General features: G+C 69.3%; 21 protein-coding genes. 13 read left to right on the top strand and 8 right to left on the bottom strand.

Features of this window, described 5'->3' with window-relative positions:
• Nucleotides 1-11 precede the first annotated feature (11 nt).
• Nucleotides 12-245, bottom strand: a complete 234-nt coding sequence (locus AS594_RS29800; RefSeq protein ID WP_069930872.1) for a helix-turn-helix domain-containing protein — start codon at nt 243-245, stop codon at nt 12-14.
• Between the two features lie 336 nt (nt 246-581).
• Here AS594_RS29800 and AS594_RS29795 point away from each other — a divergent pair, with 336 nt between their 5' ends.
• The 3 genes from AS594_RS29795 to AS594_RS29785 all read left to right on the top strand — a co-directional run bounded on the left by AS594_RS29795 (nt 582) and on the right by AS594_RS29785 (nt 2,631).
• Nucleotides 582-800 (top strand): helix-turn-helix domain-containing protein, encoded by a 219-nt coding sequence (locus AS594_RS29795; RefSeq protein ID WP_069929905.1) that lies wholly within the window; start codon nt 582-584, stop codon nt 798-800.
• Nucleotides 800-1,309, top strand: coding sequence for a hypothetical protein (locus tag AS594_RS29790; RefSeq protein WP_069929904.1), 510 nt, complete (start codon nt 800-802; stop codon nt 1,307-1,309). The genes AS594_RS29795 and AS594_RS29790 overlap by 1 nt, the downstream gene beginning before the upstream one ends.
• An 89-nt stretch (nt 1,310-1,398) precedes the next feature.
• On the top strand, nt 1,399-2,631 hold the full coding sequence (locus AS594_RS29785; RefSeq protein WP_069929903.1) for a helix-turn-helix domain-containing protein: 1,233 nt from the start codon (nt 1,399-1,401) through the stop codon (nt 2,629-2,631).
• Here AS594_RS29785 and AS594_RS29780 read toward each other — a convergent pair.
• Nucleotides 2,628-3,713: an IS630 family transposase gene (locus tag AS594_RS29780; RefSeq protein WP_069774131.1), complete on the bottom strand. Its 1,086-nt coding sequence runs from the start codon at nt 3,711-3,713 to the stop codon at nt 2,628-2,630. The two genes, AS594_RS29785 and AS594_RS29780, sit on opposite strands and share 4 nt — an antisense overlap.
• A 644-nt stretch (nt 3,714-4,357) precedes the next feature.
• Between AS594_RS29780 and AS594_RS29775 the strand changes: the two genes are divergently transcribed.
• Entirely contained in the window at nt 4,358-4,831 is a 474-nt protein-coding gene (locus AS594_RS29775) for a hypothetical protein (protein ID WP_069929902.1), read from the top strand.
• A gap of 205 nt (nt 4,832-5,036) precedes the next feature.
• On the opposite strand, the gene AS594_RS29770 is transcribed toward AS594_RS29775, so the two are convergent.
• Complete coding sequence (locus tag AS594_RS29770) at nt 5,037-5,411, bottom strand: hypothetical protein (protein WP_069929901.1); 375 nt, start codon at nt 5,409-5,411, stop codon at nt 5,037-5,039.
• Between the two features lie 205 nt (nt 5,412-5,616).
• Between AS594_RS29770 and AS594_RS29765 the strand changes: the two genes are divergently transcribed.
• The 3 genes from AS594_RS29765 (at nt 5,617) to mug (ending at nt 8,033) form a co-directional block, all read left to right on the top strand.
• Nucleotides 5,617-5,820 carry a hypothetical protein gene (locus AS594_RS29765; RefSeq protein ID WP_069929900.1) on the top strand — a complete coding sequence of 68 codons (204 nt, stop codon included), beginning with the start codon at nt 5,617-5,619 and terminating at the stop codon, nt 5,818-5,820.
• 196 nt (nt 5,821-6,016) lie between these two features.
• Nucleotides 6,017-7,459 (top strand): adenylosuccinate lyase, encoded by a 1,443-nt coding sequence (purB, locus tag AS594_RS29760; RefSeq protein WP_069935503.1) that lies wholly within the window; start codon nt 6,017-6,019, stop codon nt 7,457-7,459.
• A 10-nt stretch (nt 7,460-7,469) separates the two neighbouring features.
• Nucleotides 7,470-8,033: a G/U mismatch-specific DNA glycosylase gene (gene mug / locus AS594_RS29755; RefSeq protein WP_069929898.1), complete on the top strand. Its 564-nt coding sequence runs from the start codon at nt 7,470-7,472 to the stop codon at nt 8,031-8,033.
• Nucleotides 8,034-8,235: 202 nt separating this feature from the next.
• Here the strand turns inward: mug and AS594_RS29750 are convergent, their stop codons facing one another.
• From AS594_RS29750 to AS594_RS29740, 3 genes are read right to left on the bottom strand one after another with little or no spacing between them, the layout of a single operon-like run.
• A complete protein-coding gene (locus AS594_RS29750) occupies nt 8,236-8,682 on the bottom strand; it encodes a hypothetical protein (RefSeq protein WP_069929897.1) in 447 nt (148 codons plus the stop codon).
• Nucleotides 8,683-8,722: 40 nt separating this feature from the next.
• Complete coding sequence (locus AS594_RS29745) at nt 8,723-9,460, bottom strand: ABC transporter permease (protein WP_069935502.1); 738 nt, start codon at nt 9,458-9,460, stop codon at nt 8,723-8,725.
• Nucleotides 9,461-9,463: 3 nt separating this feature from the next.
• Nucleotides 9,464-10,417, bottom strand: coding sequence for an ATP-binding cassette domain-containing protein (locus AS594_RS29740; protein ID WP_069929895.1), 954 nt, complete (start codon nt 10,415-10,417; stop codon nt 9,464-9,466).
• 108 nt (nt 10,418-10,525) lie between these two features.
• On the opposite strand from AS594_RS29740, the gene AS594_RS29735 reads away from it, so the two are divergent.
• From AS594_RS29735 to AS594_RS29725, 3 genes are all read left to right on the top strand, one after another.
• A complete protein-coding gene (locus AS594_RS29735) occupies nt 10,526-11,698 on the top strand; it encodes a sensor histidine kinase (protein WP_069929894.1) in 1,173 nt (390 codons plus the stop codon).
• A gap of 4 nt (nt 11,699-11,702) precedes the next feature.
• Nucleotides 11,703-12,353: a response regulator gene (locus tag AS594_RS29730; protein WP_069929893.1), complete on the top strand. Its 651-nt coding sequence runs from the start codon at nt 11,703-11,705 to the stop codon at nt 12,351-12,353.
• A 100-nt stretch (nt 12,354-12,453) separates the two neighbouring features.
• Entirely contained in the window at nt 12,454-13,611 is a 1,158-nt protein-coding gene (locus tag AS594_RS29725) for an ROK family transcriptional regulator (RefSeq protein ID WP_069929892.1), read from the top strand.
• A 34-nt stretch (nt 13,612-13,645) separates the two neighbouring features.
• Here the strand turns inward: AS594_RS29725 and AS594_RS29720 are convergent, their stop codons facing one another.
• Together AS594_RS29720 and AS594_RS29715 are read right to left on the bottom strand one after the other, a co-directional pair.
• The gene (locus tag AS594_RS29720; protein ID WP_069929891.1) at nt 13,646-14,410 is read right to left on the bottom strand and encodes a GntR family transcriptional regulator; all 765 of its coding nucleotides are present in this window, start codon (nt 14,408-14,410) and stop codon (nt 13,646-13,648) included.
• A 138-nt stretch (nt 14,411-14,548) separates the two neighbouring features.
• On the bottom strand, nt 14,549-15,430 hold the full coding sequence (locus AS594_RS29715; protein ID WP_107364853.1) for an RNA polymerase sigma-70 factor: 882 nt from the start codon (nt 15,428-15,430) through the stop codon (nt 14,549-14,551).
• Between the two features lie 170 nt (nt 15,431-15,600).
• Between AS594_RS29715 and AS594_RS29710 the strand changes: the two genes are divergently transcribed.
• From AS594_RS29710 to AS594_RS48400, 3 genes are all read left to right on the top strand, one after another.
• Nucleotides 15,601-16,431: an alpha/beta fold hydrolase gene (locus AS594_RS29710; RefSeq protein ID WP_069929890.1), complete on the top strand. Its 831-nt coding sequence runs from the start codon at nt 15,601-15,603 to the stop codon at nt 16,429-16,431.
• Nucleotides 16,432-16,509: 78 nt separating this feature from the next.
• On the top strand, nt 16,510-16,638 hold the full coding sequence (locus AS594_RS48405; RefSeq protein WP_439794817.1) for a hypothetical protein: 129 nt from the start codon (nt 16,510-16,512) through the stop codon (nt 16,636-16,638).
• A 39-nt stretch (nt 16,639-16,677) separates the two neighbouring features.
• The gene (locus AS594_RS48400; protein WP_478078921.1) at nt 16,678-16,905 is read left to right on the top strand and encodes a hypothetical protein; all 228 of its coding nucleotides are present in this window, start codon (nt 16,678-16,680) and stop codon (nt 16,903-16,905) included.
• Nucleotides 16,906-16,929 lie beyond the last annotated feature (24 nt).

The raw sequence follows: 16,929 nt of genomic DNA, 5'->3' as shown, positions 1-16,929 counted from the left end.
GTACCCCTTCCTCATGCCGCAGCGCGGGCTGGGTGGTCCCGGCCGGCGTCCGTGACGGCCACGCCGTACAGCATCGCCTGCTCGTCCTCACCGAGCTCGAGCGCCTCGGCTATCCGCTTGGCGAGAGTCAGGGACAGCGAGCGGTCCCCCGCCTCGAGATGCGTCACGTACCCGCCGGACAGCCCCGCCTTGCGGGCAGCTTCCCGCAGCCCCAAGCCGGCCCGCTCCCGTGCTTGTCGCGGCATGGGGCCGAGCTCTGCCGGCGGAGTATGCCTATGCCTGATCTCCACCTGCGCCGCCTCGATTCAAAGGATCAGATCGGTTGATACCTTTGAATCGTAGGCGCACTGGAATACGATTGCAGTGACGACGAACCGAACGCAGCCGTAGCCATGGTTCCAGCGGGCGTGATGCCCGCAGGCGAGATGCCTCTGGGAACGCAGGACGACGGCAGGCAGGCGAACGAGCGGCCCAGTAGGCGCCGCGAGGCCATCGCGTGATGCGAATGCCAGCGAGAGGAGCGGGCCCATCCGAGCCCGCGGATTCGCCCCCGCATCCGCCGCCCACGCCCTGGGGTTCTTGTGGCTCGTACCTTTTCCGGCCCGCGTCTGCGCGATCAGCGGCGCCTCGCCCTGACCGCCGACCAGCTGGCCGCCCACATCGGCCGCTCCGTCTGGGCGATCTGGTCCTACGAACGCGACCAAGCGCAGCCACCCATAGACGTTGCCGACGGCCTCGCCGACGCCCTCGGTCTGCCCCTCGAGCGTCTCCTCGCCGACGACCGCAAGGCGGCTGCCTGATGTCGTTCCTCATCGCGTCCGGCCATGTCGAAGTCGAAGCGAAGACCGACAAGGCCCTCTCCGGCATCACCGCCCTCGTCGGCGCGATGGGAACACTCGGCGCGGTGGCTGCGGGCGGAGCTGCCGCCGCCGGTGCTGGCCTTGCCGCGTTCGGTCTCGCCGCGGGCAAGCAGGTCGCGAACCTTGCCAAGGCGTCCCAGGCGCACAGTAAGTACCAGGAAGCGGTGGACAAGTCCGGGAAGCAGTCCGCCGAGGCAGTGAAGGCGGAGCTCGCCTACCAGCAGACGCTGTCGAAGATGCCGAAGGCCACCCGCGAAGCGACAGCGGCGTTCTCGGCTCTCAACGACTCCTACACAGCCTGGTCGGACTCCCTGGCTGGCGACACGATGCCGGTCTTCACCAAGGGCCAACCCGAACTTCTTCGAGCAGCTGCCCTTGATCCGGGCGATAGCTGCTGCAGACGACGTCTGAGCTCATCGTCAGCAAACACGACGACGCCCCCGCTCTAGCCTTCTGGCTGGACGGGGGCGCCTTCGTCATTTCCCCGCTGGAGTTGGGGAGTAGCGTTCTGAGTGTCTAGGTCAGAACGGAGTTCAGTATGCCGCAATCCACCGACACACCGACCGATTCCCCAGACACCTTCGGCCAGCGCGTCAGGCGCGCACGGGAGCGCTCAGGGCTCACGCGTGCAGTGACTGGCGGTCTCGTAGGCCGCTCCCCTGAGTGGGTGAAAGCCATCGAGACCGGCCGCCTGCATACCCCACGGCTACCCCTACTGCTCCGGCTCGCCGAAGTTCTCGGCGTGGACGTGGGCGAGCTGACCGGCGACGAGCGGATCTCCGCCGCCACGTACAGCAAGGCCGTACACAAGGCGCTGCCCGCGGTGAAAGCCTCGCTCATTGCCTACCAGTTCCGCCCTCGGGACGAGGAACCGGAGAGCGCCGATGCACTGCTCGCCCGCGTCCGCCAGGCGTGGCAGCTGTGGCACGGCGATGGTGACCACCGTTCCCGCATCGCCACGATCGCCCCCACCCTGCTTGCTGATCTCCAGCACGCAGCCCGGACTCTCGACGGCACCGATCGGCGCCGCGCCCTCGTCGGCCTCGCGGAGACGTACCACCTGATCCAGCTGTACCTCTCCTTCCAGCCGGCGCCCGAGCTGGTGATGCTCACCGGCGACCGGGCCATGACCGCAGCGCAGGACGCCGACAGCCCGCAGGCCATTGCAGGCGCCGCCTGGTACATGAACCACGTCTTCCGCGACGCCGGCGAAGCACACGAAGCCCGCGTCGACCTGGCGATGAAAGCCGCTGACTTGCTCCACGCGGTCGACGACAACCCCGAGGATCTGGCGCGCTGGGGTCTGCTGCACCTCGCCGCGGCGCTGTCGTTCGCGAAACGGGGACGGGAGGGAGACGCGTGGCGGTACTGGGACAAGGCGAACGACGCCGCCCGCCGCCTTGGGGAGGGCTACTGCCACCCGTGGCTCATCTTCGGACCGGGCATGGTCGACGCCTACCGGCTGACGATGCACAACGACCTGGTGCAATCCGGTGGCGCCATCGACGTGGCCACCACGATCGACCTCGCCCCGATGCCGTCCGCCACGCGCCGCAGCTTCCACCAGCTCGAGGCAGCGCGGGCGTACAGCATGAGCGGCGAACACCTCGCGGTCGTACACCTGCTGAAGAAGGCTCACAAGGAGTCACCTGAGACGGTCAGGTACAACCTTTTCGCCCGGTCAGCCCTGCCCGACTTGGTGGAGACGGGGCCCGCGATGATCCGCGACGACGCGCGATGGCTGGCCCAAGAGCTGGGCATCTCCGCCTAGTGAACTGGTTTGGAGATCCTGTCGCAGTAGCGGCAGATGCGGTCGAGGATTTGGTCGGCGGTCTTGGTCCACTTGAAGGGCCTGGCCTCGTCGTTCCAGACCTTGATCCAGCTCTCAAGTCCGGCCTTGAGGTCGTCGAGGGAACAGAACACTCCGCGTGCGAGGCAGCGCCGTTCCAGCTCGGCGAACCACCGCTCGACCTGGTTGATCCATGACGAGTACGTAGGCGTGAAGTGCAGGTGGAAGCGGGGATGCGCCAGCAGCCACTTGTGCACCACAGGCGCTTTGTGGGCGGAAAGGTTGTCGCAGATCACGTGGACCGCCAGACCGGGATCGGTCTGGCGGTCGATCTCGTCGAGGAAGTCACGGAAGTCCACGGCCCGGTGCTGCGCGGACAGCTTCGTGATCACCTTGCCCGTCGCCGTGTTCAACGCTGCGAACAGATCGACGGTCCCGTGCCGGACGTAGTCAAAACTCCGCCGTTCGGGCACCCCGGGCAGCATCGGCAACACCGGTGCGGTCCGTTCCAGAGCTTGGATCTGCGGTTTCTCGTCCACCGCGAACACAGCCGCGTTGGCAGGCGGGGCGAGGTAGAGACCGACGACGTCACGGATCTTGTCGATCAGGAACGGGTCCGGAGAGATCTTGAAGGTCTCCGTCCGCCACGGCTGCAGGCCGAAGGCGTGCCAGATCCGCAGCACGCTCGCCGGCGAGATCCCCACCACCTTGGCCAGCTCCCGCTTCGACCAGTGCGTCCCGCCCGCGGGCACCTCCTCAAGAGTGCGGACCACCACCTCTTCCACCTGGGCATCGGTGATGGTCCGTGGCACCCCGGGCCGCGGCTCGTCGGCCAGCCCGTCGAGGCGGTCCAGCAGGAACCGCGTCCTCCATCTGGCCGCCGTCTTGCGCTCGATGCCCAGCCGCGCGGCCACTCTCGTGTTGTTCCATCCCCGCGCGCACGCCAGCACGATCTGCGCACGCTGAGCCAGACCCTGCGCGGTCGAACGCCGCCTGGCCCAGTCCTCCAACGTCGACCGCTCGGTATCCGACAGCACGACCGGCGGCAGCCTGGTGTCACCCATCCATTCAGCAGAGCCGCACAAAGCCAGCCACGTCAGGCGAACCCCAAGATCTGAAACAGAACACGACTCACGAGGCGAGCCCCGACCTCAAACATGATCCGGAAGAAACGGCATAGCCGCAGGTCCAGCCTGTACCTCTCGTAGGGGGTACAACCTCTACCCCTGATTGATGGGGTAGAGGTTGTACCCCCTAGCCGTATGCCCCGCTCCTACCGTCATCCTCATGACGACAGGGACCCGGCCCTTGAGGGCCGACAGGCCAGCGGGAATGTGCTGGGCACCCAAGCCTCACACCCCGACTCGATGCTGCACCAAGACCCCGGGCCACGACGGCGATCACTTTCACGAATACTCCGGCGTCTCGTGGCCCCAGCGTCCGAGCGAGCAGCGATGAGTGTCCAGACCGCACCGCGCACCGCCGCCTACACCACGCCCGAGTGCCGCGCCGACGCATGCGAGCTGTGCCCCGGCCCCTGGCGAGATCCGGGTACCGGGCGTCGGCCTGCCCGTCGAAACACTCCTATGCGGCTGCGCCTGCCACAGGCGGAGCCCTCGCTAACCCCCGTCTCGACCGCGCACCCCTGGAAGGACAGCGGCCGAGACGGGTTCACGCACCTCCACCCATCCGAATGGAGGCACCACCCATGACTACCACCATCCTTGACGCCCGAGCCTTAGTCGGCGACACCTTCGAGAGCGTCCGCCGGACCATCCTCGACGGCAACCCCGACATGTCCTCGGACATGGCCGGCCGCATCGCCACCGAGGCCATCAAGTTCGTCGTCGCCTGCGCGCAGCATCCGGCGGTGGGCATGGCCCCGTCGCGGATCGTGGACGAGGGCTGGCACGCCCTGCTCCTGCACTCCGCCGCCTACGCCAAGCTCTGCGCCAAGTTCGGCGGGATGGTGCACCACTACCCCGGCTGGGACCCCACGCACTACGACCCGCCGATCCTCGACCGCACCCGCCAGATGATCGAGAAGGCCGGGTTCGTCGTGGACGAGGAGCTGTGGCGCCCGCCGACAGACGACCTGCTCGTCTCGGTCGCGGCGAAGTGCCAGCACGCCCCCGAGTGCACGATCCGGCCCATGCCCACCCCTCAGCCGCCCGTAGCCTGAGCGGTAGGAGGTGGCCCATGGCCGAGTGGATTGACCCCAGGTACGCGGAAATGGTCGCGGCGTGGAAGCGCGCGCAGCAGCCGGAATCGCGTGACCCCGAGCCCAAGCCAGTGAGGGGATTCATCATCCCCGCACCGAAGGCTTGACGCTCACAAGCCCCGGTCGCCCGCTTCCCCCGAGGCGGACGACCGGGGCTTTCCTCTGCCTACACCTGGTGCGCCCTGGCCCAGTCGACGAGCGTGGACCAGGCGGCCGGCTGAAGCTCGATACGGGGCCGGTTCGACGCCACCCGGGACACCAGCCAGGCGCCGTAGCGGCCGGCGGGCAGGCGGTCCAGCACCTTCTTGGCGCCTCGCTTGCCGCGGTCCCCGGCGCGGGCCAGGTCGACGGCCTTGGCGTAGCGCTGGGCGGCGGCCTCGATGTCCTCGATGGCGGGCATCTCGTCGGCGTCGTACAGGCCGGTGGGCTCCGGGGCGGTGGTGACGGGTGCCTCGAGCATGAGGGAGACGGGGGCGACGACCGACCGGACCGCGTTGGCGACAGCGGTGAGGGTGCGGCGGGAAATGAGAGACTTCAGCACAGCGGGCTCCTGGTGATGTCAGGTGATCCGTTAGGCCCTCGGTCGGTGTTAGCGCACCGCCGGGGGCCGTTTCGTTAGCGCCTTGCTTGCCAACACCTCGACAGTGGGGAACATCGTGTTCCCTCGTCAATGTCTTCAACCTAGGCAGTTAGGTCCTCAGTAGGTAACATCAGGTTCCATTACTGCGAATGGAACACTAAGTGACATGGATAAGCGATCACTGGAACACCTCGCGGGCCGCTTCAGGGAGGCGGAGACCCGGACCAGGCTTCTCAGGCTCGAGCTAGCCGCCGCGATCCGGCAGGCGGACGCGGACGGAGTCCTGCAGAAGCACATCTGTGAGGCGACCGGGTACACACGCCAGCAGGTCCGGCGCATCGTGCAGGCGGAAGACGAGGCCGCCGAGTAGGCCCGCACCGCTGGCCGAGACGCGAAGAAGCCCGCCCTGGTGGCGGGCTTCAGCTGTATGCGGCCAGGGGCCGCTACGTCTCACACATGTCTCACAGGCTGCCCGCGACCCGCCGTCCACCAAGCCGCTGACCTGGGCTGTCTGGACTGTGCGGACTGGGAAAGACGGCACCGGACGGCGGGTAAACTCTGGTCACGTGACTGCTGCTCCTGCGAAGCCTCGCATCCCCAATGTCCTGGCCGGCCGCTACGCCTCCGCGCAACTCGCCGTCCTGTGGTCCCCCGAGCAGAAGGTGAAGCTGGAGCGCCAGCTGTGGCTCGCGGTGCTCCGCGCTCAGAGGGACCTCGGCATCGAGGTGCCCGACGAGGCCATCTCCGACTACGAGCGCGTGCTCGACCAGGTCGACCTGGCATCGATCGCCGAGCGCGAGAAGGTGACGCGCCATGACGTGAAGGCCCGGATCGAGGAGTTCAACGCGCTCGCGGGGCACGAGCAGGTCCACAAGGGCATGACGTCCCGCGACCTCACCGAGAACGTCGAGCAGCTCCAGATCCGGCTCTCGCTGGAACTGATGCGCGACCGTACGGTCGCCGTGCTGGCCCGGCTGGGCAAGCTCTCCGGTGAGTACGCGGAGCTCGTCATGGCGGGCCGCTCTCACAACGTCGCGGCCCAGGCGACGACGCTGGGCAAGCGCTTCGCCACAGCGGCCGACGAACTACTGGCGGCCTACGGGCGTCTTGAGGAGCTGCTGGGCCGCTACCCGCTGCGCGGGATCAAGGGCCCGGTCGGCACGGCCCAGGACATGCTGGACCTGCTGGGCGGCGACGCCGGGAAGCTGGCGGACCTGGAGCAGCGGATCGCGGGTCACCTCGGTTTCTCGCAGGCGTTCACCTCGGTGGGCCAGGTGTACCCGCGCTCGCTCGACTACGAGGTCGTCACCGCGCTCGTGCAGCTCGCGGGCGCTCCCTCCTCGGTCGCCAAGACGATCCGGCTGATGGCCGGGCACGAGCTGGTGACGGAGGGCTTCAAGCCCGGCCAGGTCGGCTCGTCCGCGATGCCGCACAAGATGAACACCCGCTCCTGCGAGCGTGTGAACGGTCTCATGGTGATCCTGCGCGGTTACGCCTCGATGACCGGCGAGCTGGCCGGCGACCAGTGGAACGAGGGCGACGTGTCCTGCTCGGTGGTGCGCCGTGTCGCGCTGCCCGACGCGTTCTTCGCCTTCGACGGGCTTCTGGAGACCTTCCTCACGGTGCTCGACGAGTTCGGCGCCTTCCCGGCGGTCGTGGCCCGCGAGCTGGACCGCTACCTCCCCTTCCTCGCCACGACCAAGGTGCTCATGGCTTCGGTACGGGCCGGGGTCGGCCGGGAGGTCGCGCACGAGGCCATCAAGGAGAACGCCGTCGCCTCGGCGCTGGCCATGCGGGAGCAGGGCGCCGAGCGCAACGAGCTGCTCGACAAGCTCGCTGCCGACGACCGGATTCCGCTGGACCGGGCACAGCTCGACGAGCTGATGGCCGACAAGCTGTCCTTCACCGGTGCGGCGGCGCAGCAGGTCGGCGTCGTGATCTCCCGCATCGAGGAGATCGCCAAGCAGCACCCCGACGCCGCCGGGTACACCCCCGGGTCGATCCTCTGAGCCGCACGGCATGACACCCGAAGAGCTCCTGGCCGCCCGCGACCGCCTCGTCCCCGACGTGGTGGCGGGCGGCCTGCGGGTACTCTTCTGCGGCATCAACCCCGGGCTGATGTCGGCTGCCACGGGTCACCACTTCGCCCGCCCCGGCAACCGCTTCTGGCCGGTGCTGCACCTCTCGGGATTCACCCCCCGGCAGCTGAAGCCGGCGGAGCAGGACGAACTCCTTTCCTACGGCCTGGGCATCACCAATGTGGTGGCCAGGGCGAGCGCGCGGGCGGACGAGATAAGTGACGAGGAGTTCCGCGAGGGCGGACGGCTCCTGACGGCGAAGGTCGAACTGCTCCGGCCGCAGTGGCTGGCCGTGGTCGGCATCACTGCCTACCGCACGGCCTTCGGCGAGAAAAAGGCAGCTGTCGGGCCGCAGGAACGGACAATCGGTGAGACCCGTGTATGGGTCCTGCCGAACCCGAGCGGTCTCAACGCCCACTGGACCGCGCAGACCATGGCCGAGGAGTACGCCCGGCTGAGGGCCGTGTCGGAGACCGGCGGCCCGGCCCCCGAAGCCGGCGGCTGACCGGAAGCGACGCCGAGAGCCTGTCCTGGACGCCCCTGTCAGAATGCGCGTGGTGGTCAGCAGGCCGGGTCACCCCGCGCAACCGCAGCCTCCGTCGGTCGCAGACGCCGCCTGCGTCGCAGTCGCAGTCGCAGTCGCAGTCGCAGTCGCAGTCGCAGTCGCAGTCGCAGTCGCAGTCGCAGTCGCAGTCAAGGATCAGCGGCTAGGGCGGGTCGACCTCGGTGACAACCGCCATCAGCTCGTACGACGGCACTTCCGCTTCCCCCAGCGCCGGCGCCAGCCCCACGACGATCCATCTGCCGTCGGCCCGCCAGACGTGCAAGCTGTCGAATCTCGCGCTCAACTCCTGCCAGGGCTCCGGTATCTCCTCTCCCGCGATGCTCCGTTCCAGCAGGCTCCAGAGGCTGAAGAACTGGGGCTCACCCCACTTCACGCCGAGTACGGCCAGCAGCGCTTCGTGCTCGGCCACGCACTGCTCCCGCGTCTCCGCAACCTGAGCGGCATCGTCGTCCCCGAACTGACCGGCCACGATCAGCTCTGCGGTGTGATAGCCGGGTCCGCTGAAACCGGTGTCCGACCTGCCGCGCTGCGCCGGGAACTCCTGTGCGCGCAGCAGGTCTATGAGGGCGAGATACCGTGCGGTGCTCATGTCGTCAGTAAACCTCCCGGCACTGACAACTGGCCGTCTGTCAGGCGTCGCGACGCCGTAGCGCCCACCATCCGGCCAGCACCGCTGCCCCGGCCCACGCCGCGGTGACGGCGAGTCCCGTCCATGCCCCGAGGTCGCCCTGCGGGTTCACGTGCAGCACCTGCTGTCCCGCACGGTCCGGCAAGTACTGGGCGACGCCACCCGCTATGTCCCCGACCACGAACGAGGCAATCAAAATGAAGGGGATGAGAAGGCTCAGGACGGCGACGCCGCTGCGCAGCAGCGCGGTGAGACCTGCGGCGAGGAGCGCCATGAGTGCGAGATATATGCCGCTGCCGAGGCAGGCACGCAGCGCGCCGGGATCGCCGAGTCCGATGGCGTACTCCCCCATGAACGCCTGACCGGTCAGGAAGGAGGCGAAGCTGGTCGCGAACCCGACGGCAAGCGCGAGGGCTCCTGTGACCGCCAACTTCGCCGCGTAGAAGAGTCCTCTGCGCGGCACCGCCGACAGGGAAACCCTCAGCGCGCCGTTGAGGTACTCGGAGGACAACGCCGTGGCTCCGAAGCTGATGGCGGCCAGCTGGCCGAAGTTCAGGGCGTAGAAGGCGCCGAACACCGGGTCATATCCGTCGTTGTCGGCCTCGGCCCGTCCCACCGTGGCACAGGCAAGCACCGTGATGGCGAGGGTGACGGCGAATACCGCCGTCAGTGAACCCGCGGATGCCCGCACTGACTTGATCTTGATCCACTCCGAGTGGAGGACTGCGATGGGCGACATGATTCAGACCTCCCGGCCGGTTGTCGTGGGAAAGGCCGAGTGTGCGGGTGCGACGGAAGCGAATTCTGTCGCGTCGGCCGTGAGGTCGAGATACGCCTGCTCCAGCGTGGCTTGTTCATCCGAGAGTTCGAGCACCACGATCCCTTCGCGAGCAGCGATCACCCCGACCTCCCCGGCCTTCACACCGTCGACGGCCCAGTAACCGTCTTCGCATCGCACCGGGGTGTACCCCCGGCGGGTCAGTGCGTCGCACAGCCGGCGCGACTCGGTGGTGCGCACCCGGGCCCGGGGGCTGCTGCGGGCGCCGAGGAACTCCTGCACGGACGTGTCCGCGAGCAGTCGGCCCCTGCCGAGGACGACAAGGTGGTCGGCGAAGGACGCGGTCTCGTTCATCAGGTGACTGGAGACGAGGACGGTGCGGCCCTCGCGGGCGAGACGCTTGAGCAATTCCCGGATCCAGACGATCCCTTCGGGGTCCAGACCGTTCGACGGCTCGTCCAGCATCACCACCTTGGGATCGCCGAGCAGTGCGGCGGCGATGCCGAGCCGCTGCCTCATTCCGAGCGAAAACGTCTTGATCCGCTTGCCCGACACCTCAGCGACGCCGGCCTCCTCCAGCACTTCGTCGACGCGGCGCACGGGTATGCGGTTGCTGGCTGCCAGGGCCAGCAGATGGTTTCGGGCGGTGCGTGAACCGTGGGCCGCTTGGGCGTCGAGGAGTGCCCCCACCTGGCGCAGCGGGTCGTCGAGGCGTGCGTAGGCGCGGCCGGCGATGGTGGCCGTGCCCGAGGTGGGCCGGTCGAGCCCGAGAACGAGCCGCATGGTGCTGGACTTGCCGGCCCCGTTGGGTCCCAGGAAGCCGGTCACCCGGCCCGGCCGAACCTGGAAGGTGAGCCGGTCCACGGCCCGCCTGGCGCCGTACTCCTTGGTCAGTTCCTGGACGTCGATGGTGTTCATGGGTCCAGCCTGGCTGTCGCCGAGTGCCGTCGGCCTCCCCCGTCCGTGGGGATCATCTCCCCCGTGCGGGGGAGCCGTTGTCCCTGGGACCGCTGGCACGATGGCCGCATGATCCTTTATTTCCGCCGGCTGGCCCACGGGGTTACCTACACACGGTGGCTGCATCTGTGCATCCCCGTGCTGATCTTCAGCGTGTGGATGTTCATCTCCATCGACACGTGGTACGTCCCGGCGCTCGTGATGCTGCCGGTGGGTCTCATCCCCGCGGTGCGTCTTGAGGAGGGGCTACAGGCCCAGCTGCTGCTGACGCCCGGGGAACGGGGCCGGCCCGATGCCCGGATCGCGGCCGCGGCATCCGCCACCTGGGCGCAGCGCCGAAGGGTGGTGCTCTGGATCCAGGCACGGCTGACGCTTTCGGCCGTCGCCACGCTCATCAGCGTATGGCTGCCGGTCATGGCTTTTGATCTGCTCACGCTGTCGTCCCGCGCCACTGGGGGAAACGTCGGGCTGCTGACGAACCTCGAACCGCACTGGTGGTACGCGTTGCTCGCGCCGCTGCCGATCGTGGTCATGCTCGCCTGCATGCCGGCCCTCGGAGACGTGGTGACCGCACTTGCCCGGAGGCTGCTGGGCCCGTCACCCAAGGAACGGTTACTGGCCCTGGAGGAACGCACCGAGCAGCTGCTGGAGCGTAATCGCATCGCGCGCGAACTGCACGACTCCATCGGGCATGCTCTGACCGTGGCCGTCGTCCAGGCGGCGGCCGCACGAACGGCGAACGACCCCGACTTCACCGAACGGGCGCTGACAGCGATCGAGGAAACCGGGCGTGAGGCGCTGGACGACTTGGAGAGGGTGCTGCGCGTGCTGCGGGAACAGCGGACGCCCTCCACTCAGCGGCCGACCCTGGCCGAGGCAAGCCGCCTGTTCGACTCGGCCCGCGCGTCGGGGGTGAAACTCGACATCGGTGCGACTGGGCCCCTGACAAAGGTGCCCGGGCCGGTCTCGCGCGAGGGCTACCGCATCCTTCAGGAGTCGCTCACCAACGTGCTGCGCCACTCCGGTGCCGTCCCGGTCCGGGTCTGGATGTCCGTCGCGGACGACTGGCTGGAGCTCGAGGTGTCCAATCCGTTGTCCACATCGGCAAGTTCTCCCGGCGACGGCAGTGGCCTGCGCGGGATCAGGGAGCGGGCGGCGCTGCTCGGCGGCAAGGCCAAGACCGGTCCGTACAACGGCGAGTGGGTGGTGCGCGCGAGCCTGCCGCTGGACCGAATACGCTGATCGGATGCCGGTTACCGTGCTTCTGGTCGACGACGAGCCTCTCGTGCGCGCGGGTCTGCGCGCCGTTCTGGAGGCGCAGCCCGATATCGAGGTGGTGGGAGAAGCCGCCGACGGCGCCGCGGTCCTGCCCCTCGTTCGGCGGTTGCGGCCGGATGTCGTCGCCATGGACGTGCGGATGCCCCTGATGGACGGCATCGAGGCGACGCGGCTGGTGTTGCGCACCGTGGACTCGCCACCGAAGATCCTGGTGGTCACGACCTTCGAGAACGACGAGTACGTGTACGAGGCGCTGCGGGCCGGGGCCGACGGGTTTCTGATCAAGCGGGCCCGGCCGTCGGAGATCGTGAACGCGGTGCGGCTGATCGCCGAGGGCGAGTCGCTGCTGTTTCCCGCGGCGGTCCGGGCGCTGGCCGCCGAGTACGGGAGCAACAAGGCGCGTGCGGATCTCGACCGGGCCGCGCTCACCGAACGGGAGGAGGCAGTGCTCCGGCTGATGGCCCGTGGCCTGTCCAACGCGGAGATCGCCGAGCGGCTGATCGTGGGCACGGAGACGGTGAAGTCGCACGTCAGCGCGGTGCTGGCCAAGCTGGGCGCTCGGGACCGCACCCAGGCGGTCATCGCCGCGTACGAGTCCGGATTCGTCTCCCCCGGCTGAGCGGTGCGCGGCGCATCCGTGGGGCCGGGCGCGGCTCGCAGTGGTACGAACCAGCGGGTACGATCCGGCAGAACAAGCGCGCGAGCTGGGAGGACACACCGTGGGGCGGTTGACCGGTGGGGACCCCTCACTGTTGCGGCGGATCAACTCCGCGGTGGTGCTGCACGCGCTGCGGGGCGCGGGCTCGCTCACGTTCACCGATCTGACCCGGGTCACCGGGCTATCGCGGCCTACGGTCGAGGGCGTCGTCGAAGGGCTGATGGAGACCGGTCTGGTCGTCGAGGCCCCGCCCGAGGAGGGTGAGACGCGGCGGCAGGGGCGGCCGGCGCGGAGGTTCCGGTTCCGCGCCGAGGCGGGGCATCTGCTGGGCGTCGAGATCGGTCCGCACCGCATCGCGGCCCTGCTGTCCGGTCTGGACGGCCGGGTCATCGGCGCCGGTTCCCGCACGGTGTCCGAGACGGCCTCGGCGGACGAGCGGCTGGAGCGGGTGCGGGCCATGGTCGCGGACGTACTGCGACGCGCCGGCGTCCCTCGCAGTTCACTGCGCGCCGTCGGGGTCGGGACGCCCGGCATCGTGGAGGCCGACGGAACCGTACGGCTGGGCACGGCCCTTCCCGACTGGACCGGTCTGGCGCTCGGTGAACGGCTCCGCCGGTCGTTCCGTTGCCCGGTGCTGGTGGAGAACGACGCCAACGCGGCGGCGGTCGCCGAGCACTGGATGGGCGCGGCCGTCGACTCCGACGACATCGTTTTCGTACTGGCCGGGCTGAGCCCGGGCGCCGGCTCACTGATCGGCGGGCGGCTGCACCGGGGTTTCGGCGGCGCGGCCGGTGAGATCGGAGCGCTGCACCTGCTCGGCCGTGAGGTCACACCGGAAAAGCTGCTGTCGACGACCGACGAGCCGGTGCTCCCGCTTGACGAGCAGGCTGTGGCCACCGTCTTCCGGCGCGCACGGCAGGGCGACCGCGCCGCTCAGGAGGCCGTCGAGCGGTTCATCCAGCGGCTGGTGCACGATGTGGCCGCGCTGGTCCTGGCCCTGGACCCGGAGCTGGTCGTCATCGGCGGATGGGCGGCCGGTATCGACGGCGTCCTGGAGCCGCTGCGCGGCGAGTTGGCGCGTTACTGCCTGCGTCCGCCGCAGGTGGCGCTGTCGCTGCTCGGTGAGGCGGCGGTGGCGACGGGCGCTCTGCGGCTGGCCCTCGACCATGTCGAGGAGCAGCTGTTCGCCGTCGAGGGAACGGTGACGGCCCGCCGCTGAGTGCGACGGGCCGTACCGTACGACGCGAGGGTGCTCAGGAGGCCCTGCGCTCCTGGGTGTGATGGCTGATCTCCAGGTCGCCCGAGTCACCGAAGGTGAGCCTGCATGTGTCCGCCCGGTAGGTGGCCACGGAGACGGCGGCGGTCCCGCCGTGGGCGAAGTAGCGCGTGGTGACGACGAGGACGGGAGCGCCCGGCAGCCGGTCGAGTTCCTTCGCGTCGTCCGCGCGTGCCGAACCGAGTTCGACGGCGCGGTCCTGACCCTCCATGGCGAGGCGCTGAAGTTCCCGCAGCACGCCGCGGGCGCGGGCCGCACCGGAGGGCGAATCGATGGCCGCGAGGTCCAGTACGGAGGCGGCCGGGACGTACAGCAGCTCGGCGGCGACCGGCTGGCCGTGCGTGACACGGATCCGGCGCACCACGTGCACCTCGTTGTCACAGTCACCGTCGAGCATGCGGGCCACTGCGACGGGCGGGACGGCACTCGTGCAGTCGACGGGCTGCCAGGAGTCGCCGGCCGCGCCCGGCCAGCCGTGCTGCGAAGTCCCTACGTCGACGCCGACACGCGGCGGGGCGACGGTGGTGCCCACGCCGCGACGGCGCTGCAACCGGCCTTCGAGCTCAAGCTGTTCGAGCGCCTGGCGGAGCGTGGCGCGCGCGACGCCGAAGCGGGCGGCGAGTTCACGCTCGTTGGGCAGGATCTCACCGACCGCGAAATCGGAGTCGAGTGCCTCGCTGAGCACGGTCTTGAGGTGCCAGTACTTCGGCTCCGGCACCGTATCGAGCTGCGTGGTCCCCACCCTGATCCTCCGCAATCGGCCTGGTCCCCGGACGGGTTTCCCCGCCCTTGTTTATTAAAGGTTCCTGCACTAACTCTGCGACCATAAGTCCGGGCCCTGCCTTGGTCAAGACCAATCAACGCAGGGTGGGCGCCGCCCTTACGGGACGATTGCGGAAAGTTTGTCTGGATTTCGCATGATATAGACGCACTGGATGAGACCGTCCGCGACGTCCACCTGGAAGACCGCGTCCGGCTTCCCACCGGAGAGGACCAGCAGGGCGGGCCCGCCGTTGAGTTCCACGAACCGGAACTCACTCGCGGGAATGCCCTGCTTGGCGGCCCCGAAGAGGAAACGGCCCACCTTGTCGGCGCTCTCGATGACGCGCAGGGGCGCCTTGGCCTTGCCTCCGCTGTCGCCGACCAGCCTGACGTCCGGTGCGAGCAACCGGAGCAGCGCGTCGAGGTCTCCGCCCGACGCGGCGGCGAGGAACCGTTCGGTCAGGACCCTCCGTTCGGCGGGGTCCACGTCGAAGCGCGGCCTCCGTTCCGCGACATGCCGCCGGGCGCGTCCCGCGAGCTGCCGTACGGCTGATTCCGAGCGTTCCAGCGTGGCTGCGATTTCGCCGTACGGGAAGCCGAACGCCTCCCGCAGGACGAACACGGCGCGTTCCAGCGGCGAGAGCGACTCCAGAACGACGAGAACGGCGAGCGATACGGAGTCGGCCAGTACCGCGCGTTCCGCGGTGTCTTCGACGGTCGTACCGAAGTCCGTCTCAATCGGCTCAGGGAGCCACGGTCCGACGTACGCCTCACGCCGCGCCTGTACGTGCCGCAGCCGGTCGATGGCGAGCCTGGTGGTGACCCTCACCAGATAGGACCGCGGCTCCCGTACGTCGTCGCGTACCTGCGCGGACCAGCGCAGCCATGCCTCCTGTACGACGTCCTCCGCGTCGGCGACCCTGCCGAGCATCCGGTAGGCCACACCCGTCAGAACGGGGCGGTGCTCTTCGAAGACGTCTGTCATGGTGTCGGCAGTCACGTGTCCATACCAGCCGACCGTTTCCGCGGTGTCCAGGCGGCTGGGGTGCGGCACGGACCACACGGCGGCGGCACGGCCGAATCTGTCCGTCCCCTTGAACTCCAAGCTACTCGGCGGTAATTGTTGCTGACGCGTTGTCTAGCGCCGCCCCCACCCCTTGGAGCAGCAGCATGCCCGCAGAGGTCTCCTTCAGCATCGCGTCCCCCACCGGCACGCACACGCTCTCCGTCACTTACGAACGGGCGGGTGCCGGGGAGCCGCTCCTGCTCCTCCACGGCATAGGGCACCACTGGCAGGCCTGGCAGCCGGTGATTTCCGCGCTGGCCTCCGAACGCGACGTGATCGCCGTGGACCTGCCCGGTTTCGGCGGGTCGACCGCACTGCCCCACGGCCTCTCCTACGACTTGTCGACGGTCGTTCCCGTGCTTGGTTCGCTGTGCGAGGCGCTGGGCGTCGAGCGTCCCCATGTGGCGGGGAACTCCCTTGGCGGTCTGCTCGCCCTGAAACTGGGCCAGGAGCGGCTCGTACGGTCCGTCACGGCGCTCTCCCCCGCCGGCTTCTGGACGGAGAGCGAACGCCGCTACGCCTTCAGCGCGCTGCGCGGGATGCGGTTCGGCGCGCAGACGCTCCCGCTGCCGCTCATAGAGCGCATGGCCCGCACAGCCGCTGGCCGGGCCGCGCTCACCAGCACCATCTATGCGCGGCCGGGGTGGCGTTCACCCGACGCCGTCGTCGCGGAGACGCTGGCGCTTCGCGAGTCGGCCGGCTTCGCCGAGACCCTGTCGGCCGGCCGTACCGTCCTGTTCACCGACGACGTTCCCGGCATTCCCGTGACGGTCGCCTGGGGCAGCCGTGACCGGCTGCTGCTGCGCCGCCAGGGTGTCAGGGCGAAGCGCGTGATCCCCGGAGCCCGGCTGGTCGAGCTGCCCGGCTGCGGCCACGTGCCGATGAACGACGATCCCGCGCTCGTGGCCCGGGTCATTCTCGACACCAGCAGCTGACACCCTGACACCCCGCGCGGACGCCCGCCGAACACCCCGGGGCCCAGACCGACTCCCGCGGCGGCGAGCGCGCTTCCCGTGAACGGCCTGGGCGTCCACCACCGGAGCCTTCTGGGGAACGTGCCGCACCACGCGCTGTACCCCGGTCCGCGCGGGCTGCGCGAGCTGCGCACAGCCCTCGCCGGGCTGCTCACGCGGCGCCGCTGAGTGGTCGCCGACCCCGGGCGGCTCCCGGTGTGTTCCGGTGTGGCGCAGGCGATGACACTGCTCGGCTTCCTCCTGCGCGGGCGCGAACAGGCGCGCGTGGGCGTCGAGGAGCCGGGCAACCCCGCCGTCGATCCGGCACTGCTCGCGGCGTTCGTCAGAAGCGGCGGTTACGACCGCCAGCTGCGCCGCTGCCGGCGCGCCTGTCGCGAGCGGCGCGACACGCTCACCGCCGCGCTCGGGCCGAGCACTTCCCCGGCGCCGAGGTGAGGGGCATCGTGGCGGGCCTGCCCG

Origin of the sequence: Streptomyces agglomeratus (assembly GCF_001746415.1) — a bacterium.
Lineage (GTDB): Bacteria > Actinomycetota > Actinomycetes > Streptomycetales > Streptomycetaceae > Streptomyces > Streptomyces agglomeratus.
This window is presented reverse-complemented; position numbering and strand designations above follow the sequence as displayed.